Consider the following 17651-nt stretch of genomic DNA (forward strand, 5'->3'; position numbering starts at 1 on the left):
AAAATCTGTGTTAATCACTTTAATCTGTGGCAAAAGAAAAAATATAAATGGAAACAGTTCAAGCAATAAAACAGCGATTTGAGATTATTGGAAATGATCCGAAATTAAATCGCGCCATTGAAAAAGCCATTCAGGTTGCTCCTACTGATATTTCGGTAATGGTGACTGGGGAAAGTGGTGTTGGTAAAGAAAATATTCCGAGGATAATCCATTCACTTTCACATAGAAAGCATGGTAAATATATTGCTGTAAACTGTGGAGCCATTCCAGAAGGAACAATTGACAGTGAACTTTTTGGTCACGAAAAAGGCGCTTTTACAGGAGCGACAAGCACGCGTGAAGGTTATTTTGAAGTAGCCGATGGCGGAACAATCTTTCTTGATGAAGTGGGAGAATTACCTTTAACCACACAAGTTCGTTTACTTCGTGTTTTGGAAAATGGTGAATTTATAAAAGTTGGTTCGTCTCAGGTTCAAAAAACAAATGTGAGAATTGTTGCGGCAACAAATGTAAATTTATTTAATGCAATTGAAAAAGGAAAATTCCGCGAGGATTTGTACTATCGTTTGAGTACTGTCGAAATTACTTTACCTCCTTTGAGAGAAAGAAACGAAGACATTCATTTGTTATTCAGAAAATTTGTGGCTGATTTTGCTCATAAATACAAAATGCCTCCTTTGAAATTAGATGACGACGCAGTTCAGCTTTTGCAAAAATTCAGATGGAACGGAAACATTCGTCAGCTGCGAAATGTTGCTGAGCAAATTTCTGTTTTAGAGACGAATCGAGATATTACTCTTGCAACTTTACGCTCTTACTTACCAACTGAAGGAAGTAATTTGCCTTCTGTAATTAGTGATAAGAAAAAAGATGATTTTAGTACCGAAAGAGATATTTTGTACAAAGTGCTTTTTGATATGAAAAGTGATTTGAATGATTTAAAAAAACTCACTTTGGAATTAATGAAAAACGGCTCTTCAAAAGTGCAGGATATAAATCCGAATTTAATTCAGAAAATATACGGTTCACAACAAAATGACAGTGAAATTGATTTTGAAGAAGAACCAAGAACTGCTGTGATGACACCTTCTGCCCGAGAAGAAAATTACCAAATGCAGGACGACAATTATTTGTTTGCCGAAACTATTGAAGAAGAAGAAATTCTGCGTTTAGAACAAAAAGAAATCGAAATGATTAAAAAATCATTAGAGAAAAATAAGGGAAAACGAAAAGCAGCTGCTGATGAATTGGGAATTTCGGAAAGAACTTTATATCGAAAAATTAAACAATTTGATCTATAAATAGAAAATTCCAAAAATTAAATTCCAAATTCCAAATTGTTATATTTGAAAAAAATAAATTTTAAACCAAAACACTAAAAAATTACTTCGTAATTTTTAAATATTGGAATTTGGAATTTAATTTTTGGAATTTCCAACTTATGATTTTATGAAAAAAATATATACTTTATTAGCCCTTGTCAGTCTCTTTTTATTGAGTGGTTGCAATGTTTACAATTTTACAGGAACGGGAACAATCGACGCCAAAACTTTTCAGGTTAACTTTTTTCAGAATAACGCTGATTTAGTTGCACCGGGAATCGACAGAGAATTCACGTTAGCATTGCAGGATTTGATTATGAATCAAACCAATCTGAATTTGGTTAGTACTGGTGGCGATTTAGTTTATGAAGGTGAAATTATTGACTACAGAATTACTCCAATGACTGCAACTGCCGATCAGCAGGCGGCGCAAAACAGGCTGACAATTCGTGTAAATGTAAGATTTTCGAATAAAAAGAAAGAAAGCGATGATTTCGAAAAAACATTTGAATTTTACTATGATTTTGCAGGAACATCTCTTCCAACAGGATCTCTTTTAAATACAGCAATTACAACTATTTTTGAAAGAATCACTCAGGATATTTTTAATGAGTCATTAGCCAAATGGTAATTTTTTTGTGTAATTGGTAAATCGTTAAATCGATTAAACAAATAAACAAATAAACGATTAAACAATAAATAATGAATGTAACTGATTATACATACCTAATAAACAAACCCGATGCTATTACTGAAAAGCAGGCGGAAGCATTAGGGAATGTTTTGAATGAATTTCCGTATTTTCAAAGTGCGCGTGCATTGCGATTAAAAGGACTTTACAATCAAAACAGTTTTAAGTATAATTACGCTTTAAAAGTTACAGCTGCCCATACCACTGACCGCAGCGTTTTATTTGATTTTATTACATCCGAAAATTTCACTCCTATTCAAGGTGAATATTACGACCGTAAACTGAGAGACCTTTTAGACATTACTGTTTTTGAAAGTGAGATTATTTCGGCTGAAGAAATCAAAAAAGCTATTGAAGTCCGAATTGACCCAATTGAACAATCTATTCTGAATTCTATTAAGGAAGCGACTGGTACTACGTTTGAAAAATCTGAAAAAATTGAAGAAAAAACAATTGATTTACCAAGTGAGCAATCAATTTTAGACACATTTAAAGAAGTGACAATTACAGCTTCTCAAGAGTCTGTAAAAGTGGAAGAACAACCCATTGATTTACCAAGTGAGCAATCAATTTTAGATACTTTTAAAGAAGTTACAACCTATACTTTTGAGGAGCCAGTAAAAATTGAAGAAAAGCCAATTGATCCAATTATCGAACAATCTATTTTAACTTCTATTAAGGAAGCAAGTAATTTAACTTTTGAAGAACCTACTGAAATTGAGGAATCGAAAACGGAAGTAATTACCGATGACGAAATTTCAAATCCTATTAAAGGACCTACTCCAACTTTTTTTGAGGATAGATTAGATGATGATGAAATTCCAGGTTTACGTATTGATCCGATTGAAAAATCAATTTTACAATCTATAAAAGAAGCTTCGACAGTAGTTTTTGAAGAAGCAAAACCAATTGAAGTTGAAAAACCAATTGAAGTTAAAGAAGTTAAGACGACTGAATTTGAAGAATCAGAAGAAATTGAGGTTTCTGAAGCAGTAAAAACTGCAGAAGAAAATCTGGAAATAGGAAAACCGTTAGATTTCTCTGCGAATGAAAAACATTCGTTTCAGGAATGGCTTCAATTAGCCAAAACGGAACCAATTGACAGAACGAAAGATGCGCCTGAAGAACTGGCATCAATTGAACAAAAAGTCGAAAAAACAGCTAAAAAAAGTGCTGAACCCGAAATAATTGACGAAGAGAAGAAGAAAAAAGCTGAAATAATTGATAAATTTATTGAGGCAAATCCTAAAATTTCGCCAATAAAACAGACTGCAATAGTTCCAGCGGTACAATTTGACATCAATAAAGAAGAGAATTCTTATTTAATGACCGAAACCTTAGCCAGAGTATATTTGGAACAAAAAAAATATACAAAAGCGATACAAGCATATGAAATATTAATTTTGAAATATCCAGAAAAAATTAGTTTCTTTGCAGACCGTATTTCGGATATAAAGATTTTACAACAAAATAACAATAACAATTAAGCAATGAGCACATTTTCAATTTTTTTAGTTTTAATCACAATAGTTTGTTTTCTATTGATCGTAGTAATCATGGTTCAAAACCCTAAAGGAGGCGGATTATCGTCTACTATCAGCGGAACTCAAATGTTAGGTGGAGTTCAAAAAACAACTGACTTTTTAGACAAAAGTACTTGGACACTTGCTACTATTTTAATTGCTTTAATTTTGCTTTCAAGCTTAAGCTTTACAGGATCATTAAGCGATACTGAATCTAAAATTATTGAAAAAACTGAAGCTCCTGCAAATGCGCCAGCTGCACCAGTTCAACAAACTCCTGCTCCGGCAACGCCAGCAGCAAAATAATATTTTTGAAATAAATATAAAAATGCCAGCCTGTCAAAGCTGGCATTTTTTTTAAGAAAAAATGTCAGTTTTTAGATCATGGCACAATTTCTGAAAGTTAGTAGAACATTAAAAAAACGTATAACTATAATAATATAAAATCATGGCCTTAAACATTAAACCGCTTTCAGATCGCGTACTTATTGAGCCTGTTGCAGCTGAAACTAAAACTGCGTCAGGGATTTTTATTCCAGATACCGCCAAAGAAAAACCCCAAAAAGGAACTGTTGTAGCAGTAGGAAACGGGTCTAAAGATCACACTATGACCGTAAAGGTTGGCGACACTGTTCTTTATGGTAAATATGCAGGAACAGAATTAAAACTTGAAGGAACTGATTATTTGATTATGCGCGAAGACGATATTCTTGCGATTATTTAAATCGCTGTAGGCTATAAGCTATAGGCTGTAGGCTTTTCAAAAAAGCTTAAAGTTATTGTCTAAAGCCTAATGCAAAAAGCTATAAGCTGTAGGCTCCCACAAAAAGCGTATAGCCTATTGCCTAAAGCAAAAAAATCAATGAGAGATTTTAAAAAATACGATATTTGGCAGCTTAGTCATTCTTTTACTTTAGAAATCTATAAAATGACTTCTACATTTCCAAAAGAAGAATTATATGGATTAACAAGTCAGATTAGAAGGGCCTCTTCATCAATCCCAACCAATATTAGCGAGGGATGCGGAAGAAACAGCGACAAAGAATTTAATCAATTTCTCAACATAGCTTTAGGTTCTGCCAATGAAACAGAATACCTTTTGATTTTAGCTAAAGATTTGCAATATCTTAATAATGAAATTGCTGAGAATCAAATAGAAAAAATCAACAGTATAAAAAGCAAAATTCACAAATTAAAACAAGTATTAGTTCAGCAATAAGCTGTAAGCAATAAGCTTCTAAACAAAGCGTAAAGCGTACTCCCTAAAGCTTAAAGCAGTAAAAAAAATATTAACCCAGCAGTAGAAAAAAGCTTAAAGCCTAAAGCCTACTGCCTAAAGCAAAAAATAAAAATGGCAAAAGATATAAAATTTGATATTGAAGCACGTGACGGATTAAAACGTGGTGTTGATGCATTAGCAAATGCTGTAAAAGTAACTCTTGGACCAAAAGGTCGTAACGTAATTATCGGAAAATCATTTGGTGGACCAACCGTTACTAAAGATGGTGTTTCTGTTGCAAAAGAAATCGAATTAAAAGACCCATTAGAAAATATGGGCGCTCAAATGGTTAAAGAAGTAGCTTCTAAAACTAATGATTTAGCGGGTGACGGAACTACAACCGCTACAGTTTTAGCTCAGGCAATCGTTAAAGAAGGGTTGAAAAACGTTGCTGCAGGTGCAAATCCAATGGATTTGAAACGTGGTATCGATAAAGCGGTTGAAGCTATCGTTGCTGACTTAGCTAAACAAGCTAAAGTAGTTGGAAGCGATTCTGATAAAATCAAACAAATTGCTTCTATCTCTGCAAACAATGACGAAGTGATTGGTGAACTAATCGCTACAGCTTTTGCTAAAGTTGGAAAAGAAGGTGTTATTACTGTTGAAGAAGCTAAAGGAACGGACACTTTCGTGGATGTTGTTGAAGGTATGCAGTTTGACAGAGGATATCTTTCTCCTTACTTCGTAACAAACCCAGAGAAAATGGAAGTTGAACTAGACTCTCCATACATCTTATTATATGACAAAAAAGTTTCTTCTTTAAAAGAATTACTTCCAGTTTTAGAGCCAGTTGCTCAATCAGGAAAACCATTATTGATTATTGCTGAAGATGTTGACGGAGAAGCTCTTTCTACTTTAGTAGTAAACAAATTAAGAGGTGCTCTTAAAATTGCTGCTGTAAAAGCTCCAGGTTTTGGAGACAGAAGAAAAGCAATGTTAGAAGATATCGCAATCTTAACTGGTGGAACTGTAATTTCTGAAGAAAGAGGATATACTCTTGAAAATACAACTATCGACATGTTAGGAACTGCAAAAAGAGTTTCTATCGATAAAGACAACACTACAATTGTAAGTGGTGCTGGTGAAGCCGATATCATCAAAAACAGAGTAAACCAAATTAAAGGTCAGATGGAAACTACAACTTCTGATTATGATAAAGAAAAATTGCAGGAACGTTTGGCTAAATTAGCTGGCGGTGTTGCTGTTCTTTATGTTGGTGCAGCTTCTGAAGTTGAAATGAAAGAGAAAAAAGACAGAGTTGACGATGCTTTACACGCAACTCGTGCTGCTGTTGAAGAAGGAATTGTTGCTGGTGGTGGTGTTGCTTTATTAAGAGCAAAAGCTGCATTAGCAGACCTTAAAGCTGACAACGCTGACGAAGCTACAGGAATTCAGATTGTTTCTCGTGCAGTGGAGTCTCCATTAAGAACTATTGTTGAAAATGCAGGTCTTGAAGGTTCTGTAGTAGTAGCAAAAGTGGGTGAAGGTTCTGGTGATTTTGGTTACAATGCTAAAACTGACGAATATGTAGACATGCTTAAAGCTGGAATTATCGATCCTAAAAAAGTAACTCGTGTAGCGTTAGAAAATGCTGCTTCTGTTGCCGGAATGATCTTAACTACAGAATGTGCATTAATTGATATTAAAGAAGAAAGCGCTGGCGGAATGCCAATGGGTGGCGGTATGCCAGGAATGATGTAATTGTTCTTTTCTTAAAACTTAAAACGCCAGATTCTTATCTGGCGTTTTTTTTTTATTTTTTTGCCACAGATTGCACAGATTAAAAAGATTTTTTTTAGCCACGAATTGCACTAATTTCCACTAATTTTTTTCAAAGATTGCGATAAGAATTCATGTCGTGCAACTAGTATAATTAGAAGCAAACCTTTTTTTAACCACAAATTAAACAAATTTTCGCTAATTACTTTTTCCAAAGTTTGCGCGCAAGTATTCGTGGAAATTTGTGCAATTTGTGGCTAACTTTTTTACGCAAAGATTTTTTACACAAAGCAATTCGTGAAAATTCGTGTAATTCGTCGCAAACTTAACATTCTCTTTTTCTTTTAAAAATAGGTTATCGGTATCTTTGCAGTTCTATTTACAATTTCAAAATGAGAAAATTCACAACCCAACTCTTATCTTTTACATTATTACTTTTCACTGTTTTTTCATATTCGCAATCCAATAAAGACACCTATGTCGTTTTGGTTTCTATGGATGGATTTCGTTGGGATTATGCAAAACATTTTAAGCTTCAAAATCTGAATCAAATAGCAAAAGAAGGCGTTCATGCCAAATCGATGCGGCCTTCTTACCCGAGTAAAACATTTCCCAATCATTATGCAATCGTGACCGGACTTTATCCGGATCATCATGGTATTATCAATAATGTTTTTTATGATGCGGCCTTAAATGAATCTTTTTCATTATCGACAAATGCAAAAAACGATTCGCGCTTTTTTGGTGGAAATCCCATTTGGAATGTAGCCGAACAACAAGGTGTAAAAACAGCCTCCTTTTTCTGGCCGGGTTCTGATACTGATAAAAAACGACCTGGCATTTACAAAGATTACGACGAGAAAATTCCGTTTGAAACCCGAATTGATACGGTTGTAAAATGGCTGCAGCTTCCGGAAAAACAACGTCCGCATTTGATTACTTTATATTTTGACGAACCTGATCATACGGGTCATGATTTTGGTCCGCTTTCATCTGAGAATGAAAAGATGATTCGTAAAATGGATTTGCTTATGGGACAATTATCATCAAAATTAGATCAATTGCCAATCGGTAAACAAATCAATTTAATTATTGTTTCAGATCACGGAATGACCGACATCAGCAATGATAAAAAAGTAGCAGTCTTAGATTACCTAAAACCAGAATGGCTGGGATATAAAGCTGTTATTAACCCAATTATGAGTCTGCAGGCAAAACCAGGCTGTCAGGATTCTATCTTTAAAGCATTAAAAAAAGTACCCCACATTAAATTCTGGCAATCCAGTGAAGTTCCGAGGAGATTTCATTACGGCAGTAATCCGCGAGTGCATGATTTTGTTATTGAAGCCAAAAAAGGATACAGTTTGGTAACTACGAAAACCCAAAATGTAAAAGGCGGAACGCACGGTTACGACAACCGAAGAAAAGATATGCAGGCAATTTTTTACGCAAAAGGCCCCGCTTTTAAAGTAAATAAAGAATTTGGTTCTTTTCAGAATGTTTCGGTTTATCCTTTAATTGCGCATATTCTGGGATTAAAAATCGAAGAAGTTGATGGTAAGTTCAGTGAAGTAAGCAACATGTTGAAATAATGTGTCAATGTGTCAATTAGAAAATGTGACAATTAGAAAATTTCATAGATTGCGAATAGCATTATCTAATTTTCTAATTGACACATTGACACATTGATCAGATTGACACATTATCTAATTTCAAGAAACCACTTTATACGTCGGATCTTCAATTACATTTACCTTGATAACAGCTTCTGCATTTTTGAGTAATATTCTGCAGTCTTCACTTAGATGATTGAGTTCGACAACTTTATTTACCTGGCTGTATTTTTTTGTTAGGTTGTTCAGCGCTTCAATGGCCGACATATCGGCAATTCTGCTTTCTTTGAAGTCTATAATAATATGATTTGGGTCGTTTGCTACATCAAATTTTTCCATAAAAGCAGCAATTGAACCAAAAAATAAAGGTCCGTAAATTTCATAATGTTTTACTCCTGCTTCATCGATAAAATGACGCGCGCGGATCCTTTTAGCACTTTCCCACGCAAAAACTAAGGCAGAGATAATCACACCAATTAATACCGCCAATGCTAAATTGTGCAATAAAATAGTCACAACAGCTACTAAGATTCCAACGAAAATATCGTGTTTAGGCATTTTATTGATGACTTTGAAACTCGCCCATTCAAAAGTTGTAATCGCGACCATCATCATAACACCAACCAAAGCCGCCATTGGTAATTTCCCGATTACCGGAGCTCCAAAAAGAATAATCATTAAGATAGTCAGCGAAGCAATAATCCCCGAAAGTCGTGCTCTTGAACCAGCCCCAAGATTTACCAAAGTCTGCGCGATCATTGGACAGCCTCCCATTCCGAAAAAGAAACCATTTAAGATATTCGAACTTCCCTGTGCTATACATTCTCTATTGCTGTTTCCGCGGGTTCCGGTTATTTCGTCGACTAAATTCAGCGTAAGCAAACCTTCTGTTAAACCAACGGCTGCGACAATTACAGAATACGGAAAGATGACTTTGAAAGTCTCAAAAGACAAAGGAATATTTGGAATATGAAACGGAGGAAATCCGCCCTGAACAGAAGCGATATCCTGAACTGTTTTTGTTTCGATATTGAATAGTAGCACGATGGCAAAAATCACCATAATTGCCACCAAAGAAGCCGGAACTGTTTTGGTAATCTTGGGAAATAATAGAACAATACCAATTGTAAGCGCGACCAAACCGAGCATGATATACAAAGGCGTTCCCTGCAGCCACGAAACTTGTCCGTTCACTACGGTTTTAAACTGTTCTAATTGCGACATGAAAATCACAACTGCTAAACCATTTACAAAACCAAACATAACGGGTTGCGGCACTAACCGAATGAATTTTCCAAGTTTAAAAAGTCCGATGCAAATTTGCACAACACCCCCAAGTGCTACGGCTGCAAAAACATATTCGATTCCGTGGGATTTCATCAAAGCGATCAAAACAATCACGGTAGCTCCTGCTCCACCCGAAATCATTCCGGGTCTTCCTCCAAAAATTGCCGTTACCAAACCGGCAATAAAAGCAGCGTATAAACCAACTAAAGGCGGAAATCCAGCCAAAATAGCAAACGACAAAGATTCCGGAATCATCGTCATGGCGACTGTTAAACCTGCTAAAATTTCGTTTTTATAATTGACTTTTTGGGTAAAATCGAAGAGATGGAGTGCTTTTTTCATACGAGCACAAATTTAGGGAATTAGATAATGTGGCAATGTGAGAATTAGATAATGTTTTTTACAGATGTTTACATCACTTTTTGTAAAACCCGTATAAGTACTTGGTGGTTGGGATTTATTTAGTGGTATAATTGTTTGAAAATAAATATTTTATGGAATTATGGATTTCCGTAAAATAAAGAAATATGGAATGTTGATTTTTACTAAATATAAACTCAACAGAAAACCAAAATAAAATTAAATCATATAACCTATGGCAGACCCAAGAGCATTTATCAGTTTTGATTTTGATAATAATAGTGATGCAAAGCTTTATTTTATTGGACAATCAAAAAATTCCAGAACACCTTTCAATATAGAAGACTGGAGTTCAAAGGCACATTTACCTCAAAAAGAGTGGGAAGAAATTATCCATGCAAAAATAAAAAAATGCAATATGTTAATTATTCTGGTTGGAAGAAATATGGCATCAGCAACAGGTGTAGTGAAGGAAATTTCTTTCGCAAAAGAACATAATGTTCCTGTGTTTGGTATTTATGTTGACAAGGCCGATTCAACTTCAACATTACCTACTGGCTTACAAAGGAATAGAACAATAACTTGGAACTGGGATGGTATTGCAAATGCTATTGATCAATGTATGACTGAAGGAAAAAACAAGTAAATTATGAGAAAAGCTCTTATAATAGGCATAAATCACTATCCTTATGGAGGAGATTTATATGGATGCGTTAATGACGCATATAATGTGAAAAACATTCTTGAAAGACATTCTGATGGCTCTGTTAATTTTGGATGCAAATTAATCACTGCATCTAGTACCAAAGAGAGTATTGACAGAGGAGAACTAAAGGATGCAGTTGAAGAGCTATTTTCAACAAATGCAGAAATAGCTTTATTTTATTTTGCTGGTCATGGTCATATCGAAGCAACTGGTGGATACCTTTTGGGGTCTGATGCAAAAAGAGGAGATGATGGTTTATCTCTTAATGAAGTGCTATTATATGCAAATAAGTCAACTGCTACAAATAAAATAATAATATTGGATAGCTGTCATTCGGGAATTGCAGGAACTCAACCAACAGTCTCAGATAGTGCTATACTTGCAGAAGGTATTACAATTTTGACAGCATCAACAAGTGATCAGTATGCTAGTGAGGAAGATGGAAGCGGAATATTTACAAGCTTATTTGTGGACGCATTAAGTGGTAGTTCTGCCAATATAATGGGGGATATAACCCCAGGAAGTGTTTATGCCCATATTGACCAATCGCTAGGAGAATGGGATCAAAGACCAGTTTTTAAAACAAATGTAAAGAATTTTGTATCGCTAAGAAAAGTTGCCCCTTCAATCCCACTTGAAAATTTACGATTAATATGTAAACTTTTCCCCACTCCTGGCTTTGAATTTCAATTAGATCCAACTTTTGAGCCTGAACAAAAAGGTCGAGATAAAGGAATGCCTGAACCAATAGAAGAAAATACTAAAACATTTTCAATATTACAAAAATACAATCGATTGAATCTTTTAGTTCCAATTGATGCTCCACATATGTGGAATGCCGCAATGGAAAATAAAACTTGCAAACTAACAGCTTTAGGCGAACATTATAGAAGACTTGCAGAAAAAAACAGAATTTAATTATGGCATTATTTACAAGCAATTACTTAAAAAGTAAATATTCCTCATCGATATTTATAGAACAAAAGAGGCAATTTTCCAATTTAAATAAATCAAAACTTAAATTTGATATTTTTTTATCACATAGTTATTTAGACCGAGAAGAGGTTCTTGGCTTATACAGAGAACTTAGTGAAAAGGGATTTTTAGTTTATGTTGATTGGATCATAGACCCAAATTTAGATAGAAATAACGTAACTAAGGAAACAGCTGAAATAATTAAGAATCGAATGAAAAATTCAAAAAGTTTATTATTAGCTATTTCCACAAATGCTGCAATGTCAAAATGGATGCCATGGGAATTAGGTTTTGTAGATGGAAAAACAGATAGATGCGCAATTGTACCAATTTCAAGAGATAATCTTACTTCATTTAATAGAGTGGAATATTTAAAGCTTTACCCTTATTTGGACACAGCTTCAAATACATTATGGATTAATTACGATTCGACCACTTATATATCTTTCCAAGGATGGATTAATGGTGAAAATTCAACAAGACGTTAAATCAAATTATGCACTTAAGAACTTTTAATTATAAATAAATTAACTATGAAAAAAACTTATTTAATAGGTTATGACTTAAATAAATCAGGTCAAGACTATACGACTTTGATTGAGGAAATTAAAAAATTAGGAACATGGTGGCATTGTCTTGATAGTACTTGGATAATAAAATCATCTTCAAATGCATCAATAATTAGAGATCACTTGAAAAAATTTATTGATAGCAATGATGAGTTATTAGTTGTTTGTTTAACTGGCGAAGGTGCGTGGACAGGTTTCACAGAAGAGTGTTCAATTTGGTTAAAAAACAATCTTTAATTCAATATTATGAAAAAAACAATTTTTACGTGTATTTTAATTGCATTCTCATTATCAATCTTTGCCCAAAATAAAGAGAAAGAAAAAACTCAGGCAGAACAATTTAGCGCTCAAGCCGGTGTCTTAATGGAAAGACAATTCTTTGAAATTGGAAAAGTAAAAGGGCTTGAGGTGAAAGTCTTAAAATTTAAAGATTTAAATTCTGGAATTACTAAAAATTCCCTTCGATTTGAATATGCATATAAAAGCTCTTATTCAACTGATACAAAAATTGCGGCACTCGATGTTGATGAAATAGACGGATTAATCAAATCAATAAAAAATCTCCAAACTAACATTTTTCCCTCAATAAAAGATGTATATACAGAAGTAACTTTTGCAAGCAGAACAGGATTTGAAGCTGGAGCATATTTTAGTGTTGAAAAAAATAAGTGGACAGCATATATTCAAGTTGAAAAATATGATCGAAACTCCATGCTTTTTCTTTCTCCAGAGGATTTTGGAATACTTTTGTCATTAATTGAACAAGCTCAAATTAAAATGTAAAATCTAATTTGAAATCAAAAAATCAGAATGAAAAAAGAAGCAAAACATCTATACAAGAAAGCAATTGACTCCTTAACTTTAAGTGTAGAGATATTCAATCGCCCAAATGATTGCGGCCGGATTCCAGGTGTTTTGATTTTTATGGATCATGCGTTTGAAATGCTTTTAAAAGCATCAATAATAGCAAAAGGAGGAAGAATTAAAGAAACAGGTGCAAAAGAGACAATTGGATTTAGTGCTTGCATACGAAAGGGCTTTAGTGATGCTTCATTGAAATTCTTGAATGAAGAAGAAGTTTTAACACTACAATCGTTAAATGGGCTTCGAGATGCAGCACAACATTATACTTTGGAAATGTCCGAACAACATATTTATTTCCAAGCACAAGCGGGTCTAACGCTTTTTCGAGACATAACACGAAGGGTTTTCAATATTAATTTAAAGACTCAACTCCCTGTCAGAGTTTTACCATTATCAACCTCTCCTCCAATGGACATACAAGCTTTCTTTGCTAGTGAGATTACCGATATTAAAAAATTACTTATCCCAAATAGTAGAAAAAAACTAGAAGCGAATGAAAAATTAAGAGCCCTTGCAATAATGGAAAATTCAATTCAAGGAAATGAATCTCAGCCATCTGATAAAGAACTAAATAATCTCGCCGAAAAACTTAGTAAGGGCTCAACTTGGGTTCAATTATTTCCTAGCGTGTCTACATTATCATTTACACAAAATGGTTATGGTCCATCATTGGATTTACGAATTTCAAAAAATGAAGGAGTACCTATAACAATTGTTCCAGAAGGCACTTTGGGTTCGAATGTACTTGCTATAAAAAGAGTAAATGAATTAGATTTTTACAATTTAGGTAGAGATGCCATCGCAAAAAAACTTAATCATACCGGTCCAAAAATTACCGCTGCCGTTCAGATTTTCAATATAAAAAACGATCCGGAATGCTTTAAACAAATTAAAATTGGGAATAGTCTTTTTGATAGATATTCTCAGAAAACAATAGAAAAAATAAGAGAAGGACTTAAAGAAAAAACTATTGATGAAATTTGGATGGAATACCGTACAAAATAACTTAGCGGAATTATTCTTCATATTAAAGAATAAAAACAAATAACGAAACTTTAATAAAATAGCATCCAAAAATCAAATTTCGGGTGGTATTTTTGTGTTCTGGAAATGCCACGAAAATTAAAGCCCAAAATCGATATGACACGAGAACATTATATTCCCTTTAACAAGGAATTCTTACTCGAACAGCAACTTAAAACTTTCTCTGAAGACCCAAAAAAGACGGATAATTTTAAAAAATTATTCGATATCATCGAACATTATTATCATTATGAAGCTTTCAATCTGAATCGAAATTTAAAGCAGCATTATGCTTTGTTTGATCCGGATCTGAGCGAGAAAGAACGTAAAATTTTTGTTGGCAAAAGTGATTTTTCGGTTTTTAAGGAAACGCTGCAACAGGTTTTGGAACGTGGAAATTACATCCGAATTGATCAGGAAACTTTAGATCAGGCTTTTAAAGATTCTGACCTGATTGGCTTAAATCTTTCCATAGATTTTAATGCTTTTAAAGACTACGAATTGTACGTTCGCGGTCATCATAAAGCAACAGAAAAGGTTTCGAAATACATCTTCTGGAAAAAGGAAGTCGAAATCGAATATTACGATCGCGTTATGATTTATCTGAATTATAACGAAGCTGATTATCTGAGCGAGAATAAAGTCAAATTAGGAAAAATGCCAGTTGATCCGGGAACTATTGGTCTAAAAATCTTCAAGCGTGTTCCTAAAAATGATCTTGAAACGATTTTCCCAAATGCGATTCCGAGGATGTCTGTAAAAGATAAAATGCTGCTTTGGGTTCCGGGAATTTTTGGTGGAATTTCGTTATTAAGTGCAAAAGTAATTCCGGCGCTAATCAATATGTATAATGCTTACGAAACAGGCGAAAATATCGATTTATTAAACAGCAAAACTTCTTTAAATCAGGGATTAATTGCATTGGGAATTTTATCTGCTTATTGCTTCCGCCAATACAATAATTTTGTAAACAAGAAAATCAAGTATTCTAAAATGCTTTCGGATAGTTTGTATTTTAAGAATCTGGGAAATAATAGCGGCGCATTTTATTCACTTTTAAATTCATCTGAAGAAGAAGTCCTTAAAGAAACTATTTTGGCTTACGCCTTTTTACACCGAAGCGAACATCCATTAACCGCTCAGGAACTTGATGATCAAATTGAATCCTGGTTTAAAACTACACTAAACACAGATCTTGATTTTGATGTGAAAGATGCTTTATTAAAACTTAAAAACATCGGCCTTGGATTTGAAACGAATGGAAAATGGGAAGTGGTTTCTTTAGAAAAAGCTCTTGTTACTATTGATGCTTTATGGGATGGGGTTTTTGAATATAATTATTAATTGTAAATTGTTAATGGTTAATGGTTAACTATAACAAACTATAATTTATCTCATGAAAACGAATGTCCTAGCCCTGATGGAAGCGACATCCTTTTGTGGCGGTCCAGAGGCTTCGGGAGCCACAAAAGATAAAGCGGACAGCAGGAAATAGCTCCTTATAAAACAAAAAAAGAGGACTAAAAAGCCCTCTTTATATCATCATTTTGATAAATTATTCATTATCAACTTCAACCAAATCTTCTACATTTTCGCCCATATCTCCTACGGCCACTAATTCAGGTTTTGAGCCTTTTAGTGCATTGAATCTTTCGATTTGTTCTAAATCTCCTTCTTCCCCACTAAAATATGGAAAAACATCCATAATTGGCGATTCTGAAATAGCCGGAATGGTGTAATCTCCCATAGTGTTTTTCATTACTGTAACCGTGTTGTCATAGGCCTCTTTTACATCATTTGCCTGCACTAACAAGTACATATTTGTTTTACGTTCTTTCCCACTTTCTTCGTCAAAAGCAATTAAAGAAACTTTCGATTTAAACCAACGATCGGCATTTTCGAACGGGTGAATCTCGGCGTAATTGGCTACTTTAATATTCGTGATTTTGAATTCTTCGCTTACATAAGCTGCCATTTCTTCATTAATTCTGCTCTCGGCTTCTGTGTATGATATGGCGTCTACCAAGTAAGGTTCTGTCGTAACCTTTTGTGTTCCAATATCATCTGTTTTTCGATATTTTACTTTGCATTCGTACCAAACTGCGCTCATCTTTTTCTATTTTAAGGTTGCCAAAGATAAATTTTAACGGAAATAAAATCAGCTATTTTCGAAATAGATATTCACAATTTTTGCTTTAATTCTTCATCATTTTCTTAACTCGCTATTTATCAGACAATAACACTTAAATGAATCATAAAATTGCGAATTAACTTATAATTATTTAATAAATTTGTAAGTCTAAATCCTGTAAATGAAGACATTAGATTAAATAATCATAGAAACAACCCAAACTACTATTCATTTTAAATTACTGAAGAATGAAACTTACAACATTTTTAAGCGAACAAGGTTATGACTTAATCGAAGGCCCGGTCAGAAATCATAAACCATTGCAATTATGGCTAAAAAAACCTTTTGATGAGGCTCAGCTTTATTATGAGAATATCTCCCATGCTTTTAAAAGTAATATTGTTTTAACTGAAATTGACAACGTGGCGTTGAACGTCGATTATACTAAAAAAGATGAGTACGGATTTAATATCGGAATTACACTTTTGGGAGAAATTTTAAAAACGTTGGGACTCGGAACATTTGAAATCACTTCGCAAATAAAATCGGGAAAAACAGTTACAATCAGCTATGAAAATTCAGTTACCAAAGAATATGCGATTGGAAACCTTGAGGAATATTTTTACGGGGCCGATTTTCTACATCCGAATCCTTCTCTTTTAAAAAACATCAACCACAATTATATTTTACTGACAACAGGAACTGTTTTTGCCCAAAATCTGGTGGTCGATATTGATACTGATTATACTGTAACCGCTGCTTTTGTGGCAGGCCTAAACGAAATCGCCGATGGTAAACTGGATTTTTCTACCAATGGAGTAAGTAAACTAAAAATGAATTCAAACGTAGGCGTCTATTTTCCGATTGCGGTTAAAGCGAGCCGAATTGATTTTGACAGAAGCCGATTCCAAAAATTAATTCAGGTTACAGATACTAATAACATCTTTTAATTAGCTGTATAATTCTTGTAGGCCGATGACTAACTGAAGAAAAAATTATTAGATTTACGCAACTAACCTTAAAACCAAAAAGATGAGAACTCTAGACCAATGGTTTGCAGAATATGCTGTAAGTCATCAGAACCCAAAAAACAAGGCGATTCACTATGTTTGTGTGCCTGCAATTTACTTTTCTATCGTTGGTTTACTGATGAGTATTCCGAGTGGAATAATCTCCGACACTTTAAAACTAAACGCGCCAATTATCGAAAACTGGGCGGTTGTTGTATTGCTTTTTGTACTCATTTTCTACATTCGCTTATCGGTTGCAATGGCGTTCAAGATTGCCATTTTCTCTGCAATTTGTCTGGTTGTAAATTATTATATCGGACAGTTTGTGCCTTTATGGATGTTTTCTATCGGCGTTTTCGTAATCGCTTGGATTGGACAATTCTACGGACATAATATCGAGGGCAAAAAGCCTTCTTTCTTAAAAGATCTTCAGTTTTTAATGATTGGTCCGGCTTGGGTGGTGGAGAATTTATTTTCTAGAAAATAAGTTTTGAATACTTGTTTCATAGCACACGGATGACGCGGGTTAAGACGGATTTTTTCATTTTCCTGACTTTTTTCGAAAACCATTATTAAGTA

At 34.0% G+C, this 17651-nt stretch carries 19 protein-coding genes; 17 read left to right on the forward strand and 2 right to left on the reverse strand.

The window, feature by feature from the left end; translation table 11 throughout:
• The first annotated feature begins 47 nt into the window (after positions 1–47).
• The 8 genes from J2X17_RS12490 to J2X17_RS12525 all read left to right on the forward strand — a co-directional run bounded on the left by J2X17_RS12490 (position 48) and on the right by J2X17_RS12525 (position 8126).
• Positions 48–1301 carry a sigma-54 interaction domain-containing protein gene (locus tag J2X17_RS12490; RefSeq protein WP_310298426.1) on the forward strand — a complete coding sequence of 418 codons (1254 nt, stop codon included), beginning with the start codon at positions 48–50 and terminating at the stop codon, positions 1299–1301.
• 148 nt (positions 1302–1449) lie between these two features.
• Entirely contained in the window at positions 1450–1953 is a 504-nt protein-coding gene (locus tag J2X17_RS12495; protein ID WP_310298430.1) for an LptE family protein, read from the forward strand.
• A gap of 71 nt (positions 1954–2024) precedes the next feature.
• Positions 2025–3500: a tetratricopeptide repeat protein gene (locus tag J2X17_RS12500; protein ID WP_310298433.1), complete on the forward strand. Its 1476-nt coding sequence runs from the start codon at positions 2025–2027 to the stop codon at positions 3498–3500.
• A gap of 3 nt (positions 3501–3503) precedes the next feature.
• The gene (secG, locus tag J2X17_RS12505) at positions 3504–3842 is read left to right on the forward strand and encodes a preprotein translocase subunit SecG (RefSeq protein WP_310298436.1); all 339 of its coding nucleotides are present in this window, start codon (positions 3504–3506) and stop codon (positions 3840–3842) included.
• A 142-nt stretch (positions 3843–3984) separates the two neighbouring features.
• Positions 3985–4260 (forward strand): co-chaperone GroES, encoded by a 276-nt coding sequence (locus J2X17_RS12510; RefSeq protein ID WP_012023920.1) that lies wholly within the window; start codon positions 3985–3987, stop codon positions 4258–4260.
• 138 nt (positions 4261–4398) lie between these two features.
• Positions 4399–4755 carry a four helix bundle protein gene (locus J2X17_RS12515; RefSeq protein ID WP_310298439.1) on the forward strand — a complete coding sequence of 119 codons (357 nt, stop codon included), beginning with the start codon at positions 4399–4401 and terminating at the stop codon, positions 4753–4755.
• 132 nt (positions 4756–4887) lie between these two features.
• Positions 4888–6516 (forward strand): chaperonin GroEL, encoded by a 1629-nt coding sequence (groL, locus tag J2X17_RS12520; RefSeq protein WP_310298441.1) that lies wholly within the window; start codon positions 4888–4890, stop codon positions 6514–6516.
• Between the two features lie 410 nt (positions 6517–6926).
• Positions 6927–8126, forward strand: coding sequence for an alkaline phosphatase family protein (locus J2X17_RS12525; protein WP_310298444.1), 1200 nt, complete (start codon positions 6927–6929; stop codon positions 8124–8126).
• A 120-nt stretch (positions 8127–8246) separates the two neighbouring features.
• Here J2X17_RS12525 and J2X17_RS12530 read toward each other — a convergent pair whose 3' ends face one another.
• The gene (locus tag J2X17_RS12530) at positions 8247–9776 is read right to left on the reverse strand and encodes a SulP family inorganic anion transporter (RefSeq protein WP_310298447.1); all 1530 of its coding nucleotides are present in this window, start codon (positions 9774–9776) and stop codon (positions 8247–8249) included.
• A 253-nt stretch (positions 9777–10029) separates the two neighbouring features.
• Here J2X17_RS12530 and J2X17_RS12535 point away from each other — a divergent pair, with 253 nt between their 5' ends.
• From J2X17_RS12535 to J2X17_RS12565, 7 genes are all read left to right on the forward strand, one after another.
• Positions 10030–10440 (forward strand): TIR domain-containing protein, encoded by a 411-nt coding sequence (locus tag J2X17_RS12535; RefSeq protein WP_310298451.1) that lies wholly within the window; start codon positions 10030–10032, stop codon positions 10438–10440.
• A 3-nt stretch (positions 10441–10443) separates the two neighbouring features.
• Positions 10444–11418, forward strand: a complete 975-nt coding sequence (locus J2X17_RS12540; RefSeq protein WP_310298453.1) for a caspase family protein — start codon at positions 10444–10446, stop codon at positions 11416–11418.
• Between the two features lie 2 nt (positions 11419–11420).
• Entirely contained in the window at positions 11421–11963 is a 543-nt protein-coding gene (locus tag J2X17_RS12545; RefSeq protein ID WP_310298456.1) for a toll/interleukin-1 receptor domain-containing protein, read from the forward strand.
• A 45-nt stretch (positions 11964–12008) separates the two neighbouring features.
• Entirely contained in the window at positions 12009–12281 is a 273-nt protein-coding gene (locus J2X17_RS12550; RefSeq protein WP_310298459.1) for a CRISPR-associated protein Cas2, read from the forward strand.
• Positions 12282–12290: 9 nt separating this feature from the next.
• Entirely contained in the window at positions 12291–12827 is a 537-nt protein-coding gene (locus tag J2X17_RS12555; protein WP_310298461.1) for a hypothetical protein, read from the forward strand.
• Positions 12828–12854: 27 nt separating this feature from the next.
• On the forward strand, positions 12855–13913 hold the full coding sequence (locus J2X17_RS12560; protein ID WP_310298463.1) for a DUF3644 domain-containing protein: 1059 nt from the start codon (positions 12855–12857) through the stop codon (positions 13911–13913).
• 135 nt (positions 13914–14048) lie between these two features.
• Positions 14049–15275 (forward strand): TMEM143 family protein, encoded by a 1227-nt coding sequence (locus tag J2X17_RS12565; RefSeq protein ID WP_310298466.1) that lies wholly within the window; start codon positions 14049–14051, stop codon positions 15273–15275.
• A gap of 211 nt (positions 15276–15486) precedes the next feature.
• On the opposite strand, the gene J2X17_RS12570 is transcribed toward J2X17_RS12565, so the two are convergent.
• Positions 15487–16041 carry a DUF4494 domain-containing protein gene (locus J2X17_RS12570; protein ID WP_310298469.1) on the reverse strand — a complete coding sequence of 185 codons (555 nt, stop codon included), beginning with the start codon at positions 16039–16041 and terminating at the stop codon, positions 15487–15489.
• A 269-nt stretch (positions 16042–16310) separates the two neighbouring features.
• Between J2X17_RS12570 and J2X17_RS12575 the strand changes: the two genes are divergently transcribed.
• Both J2X17_RS12575 and J2X17_RS12580 read left to right on the forward strand, forming a co-directional pair.
• Positions 16311–17012, forward strand: coding sequence for a gasdermin (locus J2X17_RS12575; RefSeq protein ID WP_310298471.1), 702 nt, complete (start codon positions 16311–16313; stop codon positions 17010–17012).
• 82 nt (positions 17013–17094) lie between these two features.
• The gene (locus tag J2X17_RS12580) at positions 17095–17559 is read left to right on the forward strand and encodes an Mpo1 family 2-hydroxy fatty acid dioxygenase (RefSeq protein WP_310298474.1); all 465 of its coding nucleotides are present in this window, start codon (positions 17095–17097) and stop codon (positions 17557–17559) included.
• Positions 17560–17651 lie beyond the last annotated feature (92 nt).

Source organism: Flavobacterium aquidurense, assembly GCF_031458035.1.
Lineage (GTDB): Bacteria > Bacteroidota > Bacteroidia > Flavobacteriales > Flavobacteriaceae > Flavobacterium > Flavobacterium aquidurense_C.

Bases quoted from the DNA above. Each gene is read 5' to 3' on its own strand.
- J2X17_RS12500 (WP_310298433.1), top strand. From the start codon at position 2,025: ATGAATGTAACTGATTATACATACCTAATAAACAAACCCGATGCTATT.
- J2X17_RS12560 (WP_310298463.1), top strand. From the start codon at position 12,855: ATGAAAAAAGAAGCAAAACATCTATACAAGAAAGCAATTGACTCCTTA.
- J2X17_RS12545 (WP_310298456.1), top strand. From the start codon at position 11,421: ATGGCATTATTTACAAGCAATTACTTAAAAAGTAAATATTCCTCATCG.
- J2X17_RS12495 (WP_310298430.1), top strand. From the start codon at position 1,450: ATGAAAAAAATATATACTTTATTAGCCCTTGTCAGTCTCTTTTTATTG.
- J2X17_RS12490 (WP_310298426.1), top strand. From the start codon at position 48: ATGGAAACAGTTCAAGCAATAAAACAGCGATTTGAGATTATTGGAAAT.
- J2X17_RS12575 (WP_310298471.1), top strand. From the start codon at position 16,311: ATGAAACTTACAACATTTTTAAGCGAACAAGGTTATGACTTAATCGAA.
- J2X17_RS12535 (WP_310298451.1), top strand. From the start codon at position 10,030: ATGGCAGACCCAAGAGCATTTATCAGTTTTGATTTTGATAATAATAGT.
- J2X17_RS12530 (WP_310298447.1), bottom strand. From the start codon at position 9,776: ATGAAAAAAGCACTCCATCTCTTCGATTTTACCCAAAAAGTCAATTAT.
- J2X17_RS12515 (WP_310298439.1), top strand. From the start codon at position 4,399: ATGAGAGATTTTAAAAAATACGATATTTGGCAGCTTAGTCATTCTTTT.
- groL (WP_310298441.1), top strand. From the start codon at position 4,888: ATGGCAAAAGATATAAAATTTGATATTGAAGCACGTGACGGATTAAAA.
- J2X17_RS12540 (WP_310298453.1), top strand. From the start codon at position 10,444: ATGAGAAAAGCTCTTATAATAGGCATAAATCACTATCCTTATGGAGGA.
- J2X17_RS12570 (WP_310298469.1), bottom strand. From the start codon at position 16,041: ATGAGCGCAGTTTGGTACGAATGCAAAGTAAAATATCGAAAAACAGAT.
- J2X17_RS12555 (WP_310298461.1), top strand. From the start codon at position 12,291: ATGAAAAAAACAATTTTTACGTGTATTTTAATTGCATTCTCATTATCA.
- J2X17_RS12580 (WP_310298474.1), top strand. From the start codon at position 17,095: ATGAGAACTCTAGACCAATGGTTTGCAGAATATGCTGTAAGTCATCAG.
- J2X17_RS12550 (WP_310298459.1), top strand. From the start codon at position 12,009: ATGAAAAAAACTTATTTAATAGGTTATGACTTAAATAAATCAGGTCAA.
- J2X17_RS12525 (WP_310298444.1), top strand. From the start codon at position 6,927: ATGAGAAAATTCACAACCCAACTCTTATCTTTTACATTATTACTTTTC.
- J2X17_RS12565 (WP_310298466.1), top strand. From the start codon at position 14,049: ATGACACGAGAACATTATATTCCCTTTAACAAGGAATTCTTACTCGAA.
- secG (WP_310298436.1), top strand. From the start codon at position 3,504: ATGAGCACATTTTCAATTTTTTTAGTTTTAATCACAATAGTTTGTTTT.
- J2X17_RS12510 (WP_012023920.1), top strand. From the start codon at position 3,985: ATGGCCTTAAACATTAAACCGCTTTCAGATCGCGTACTTATTGAGCCT.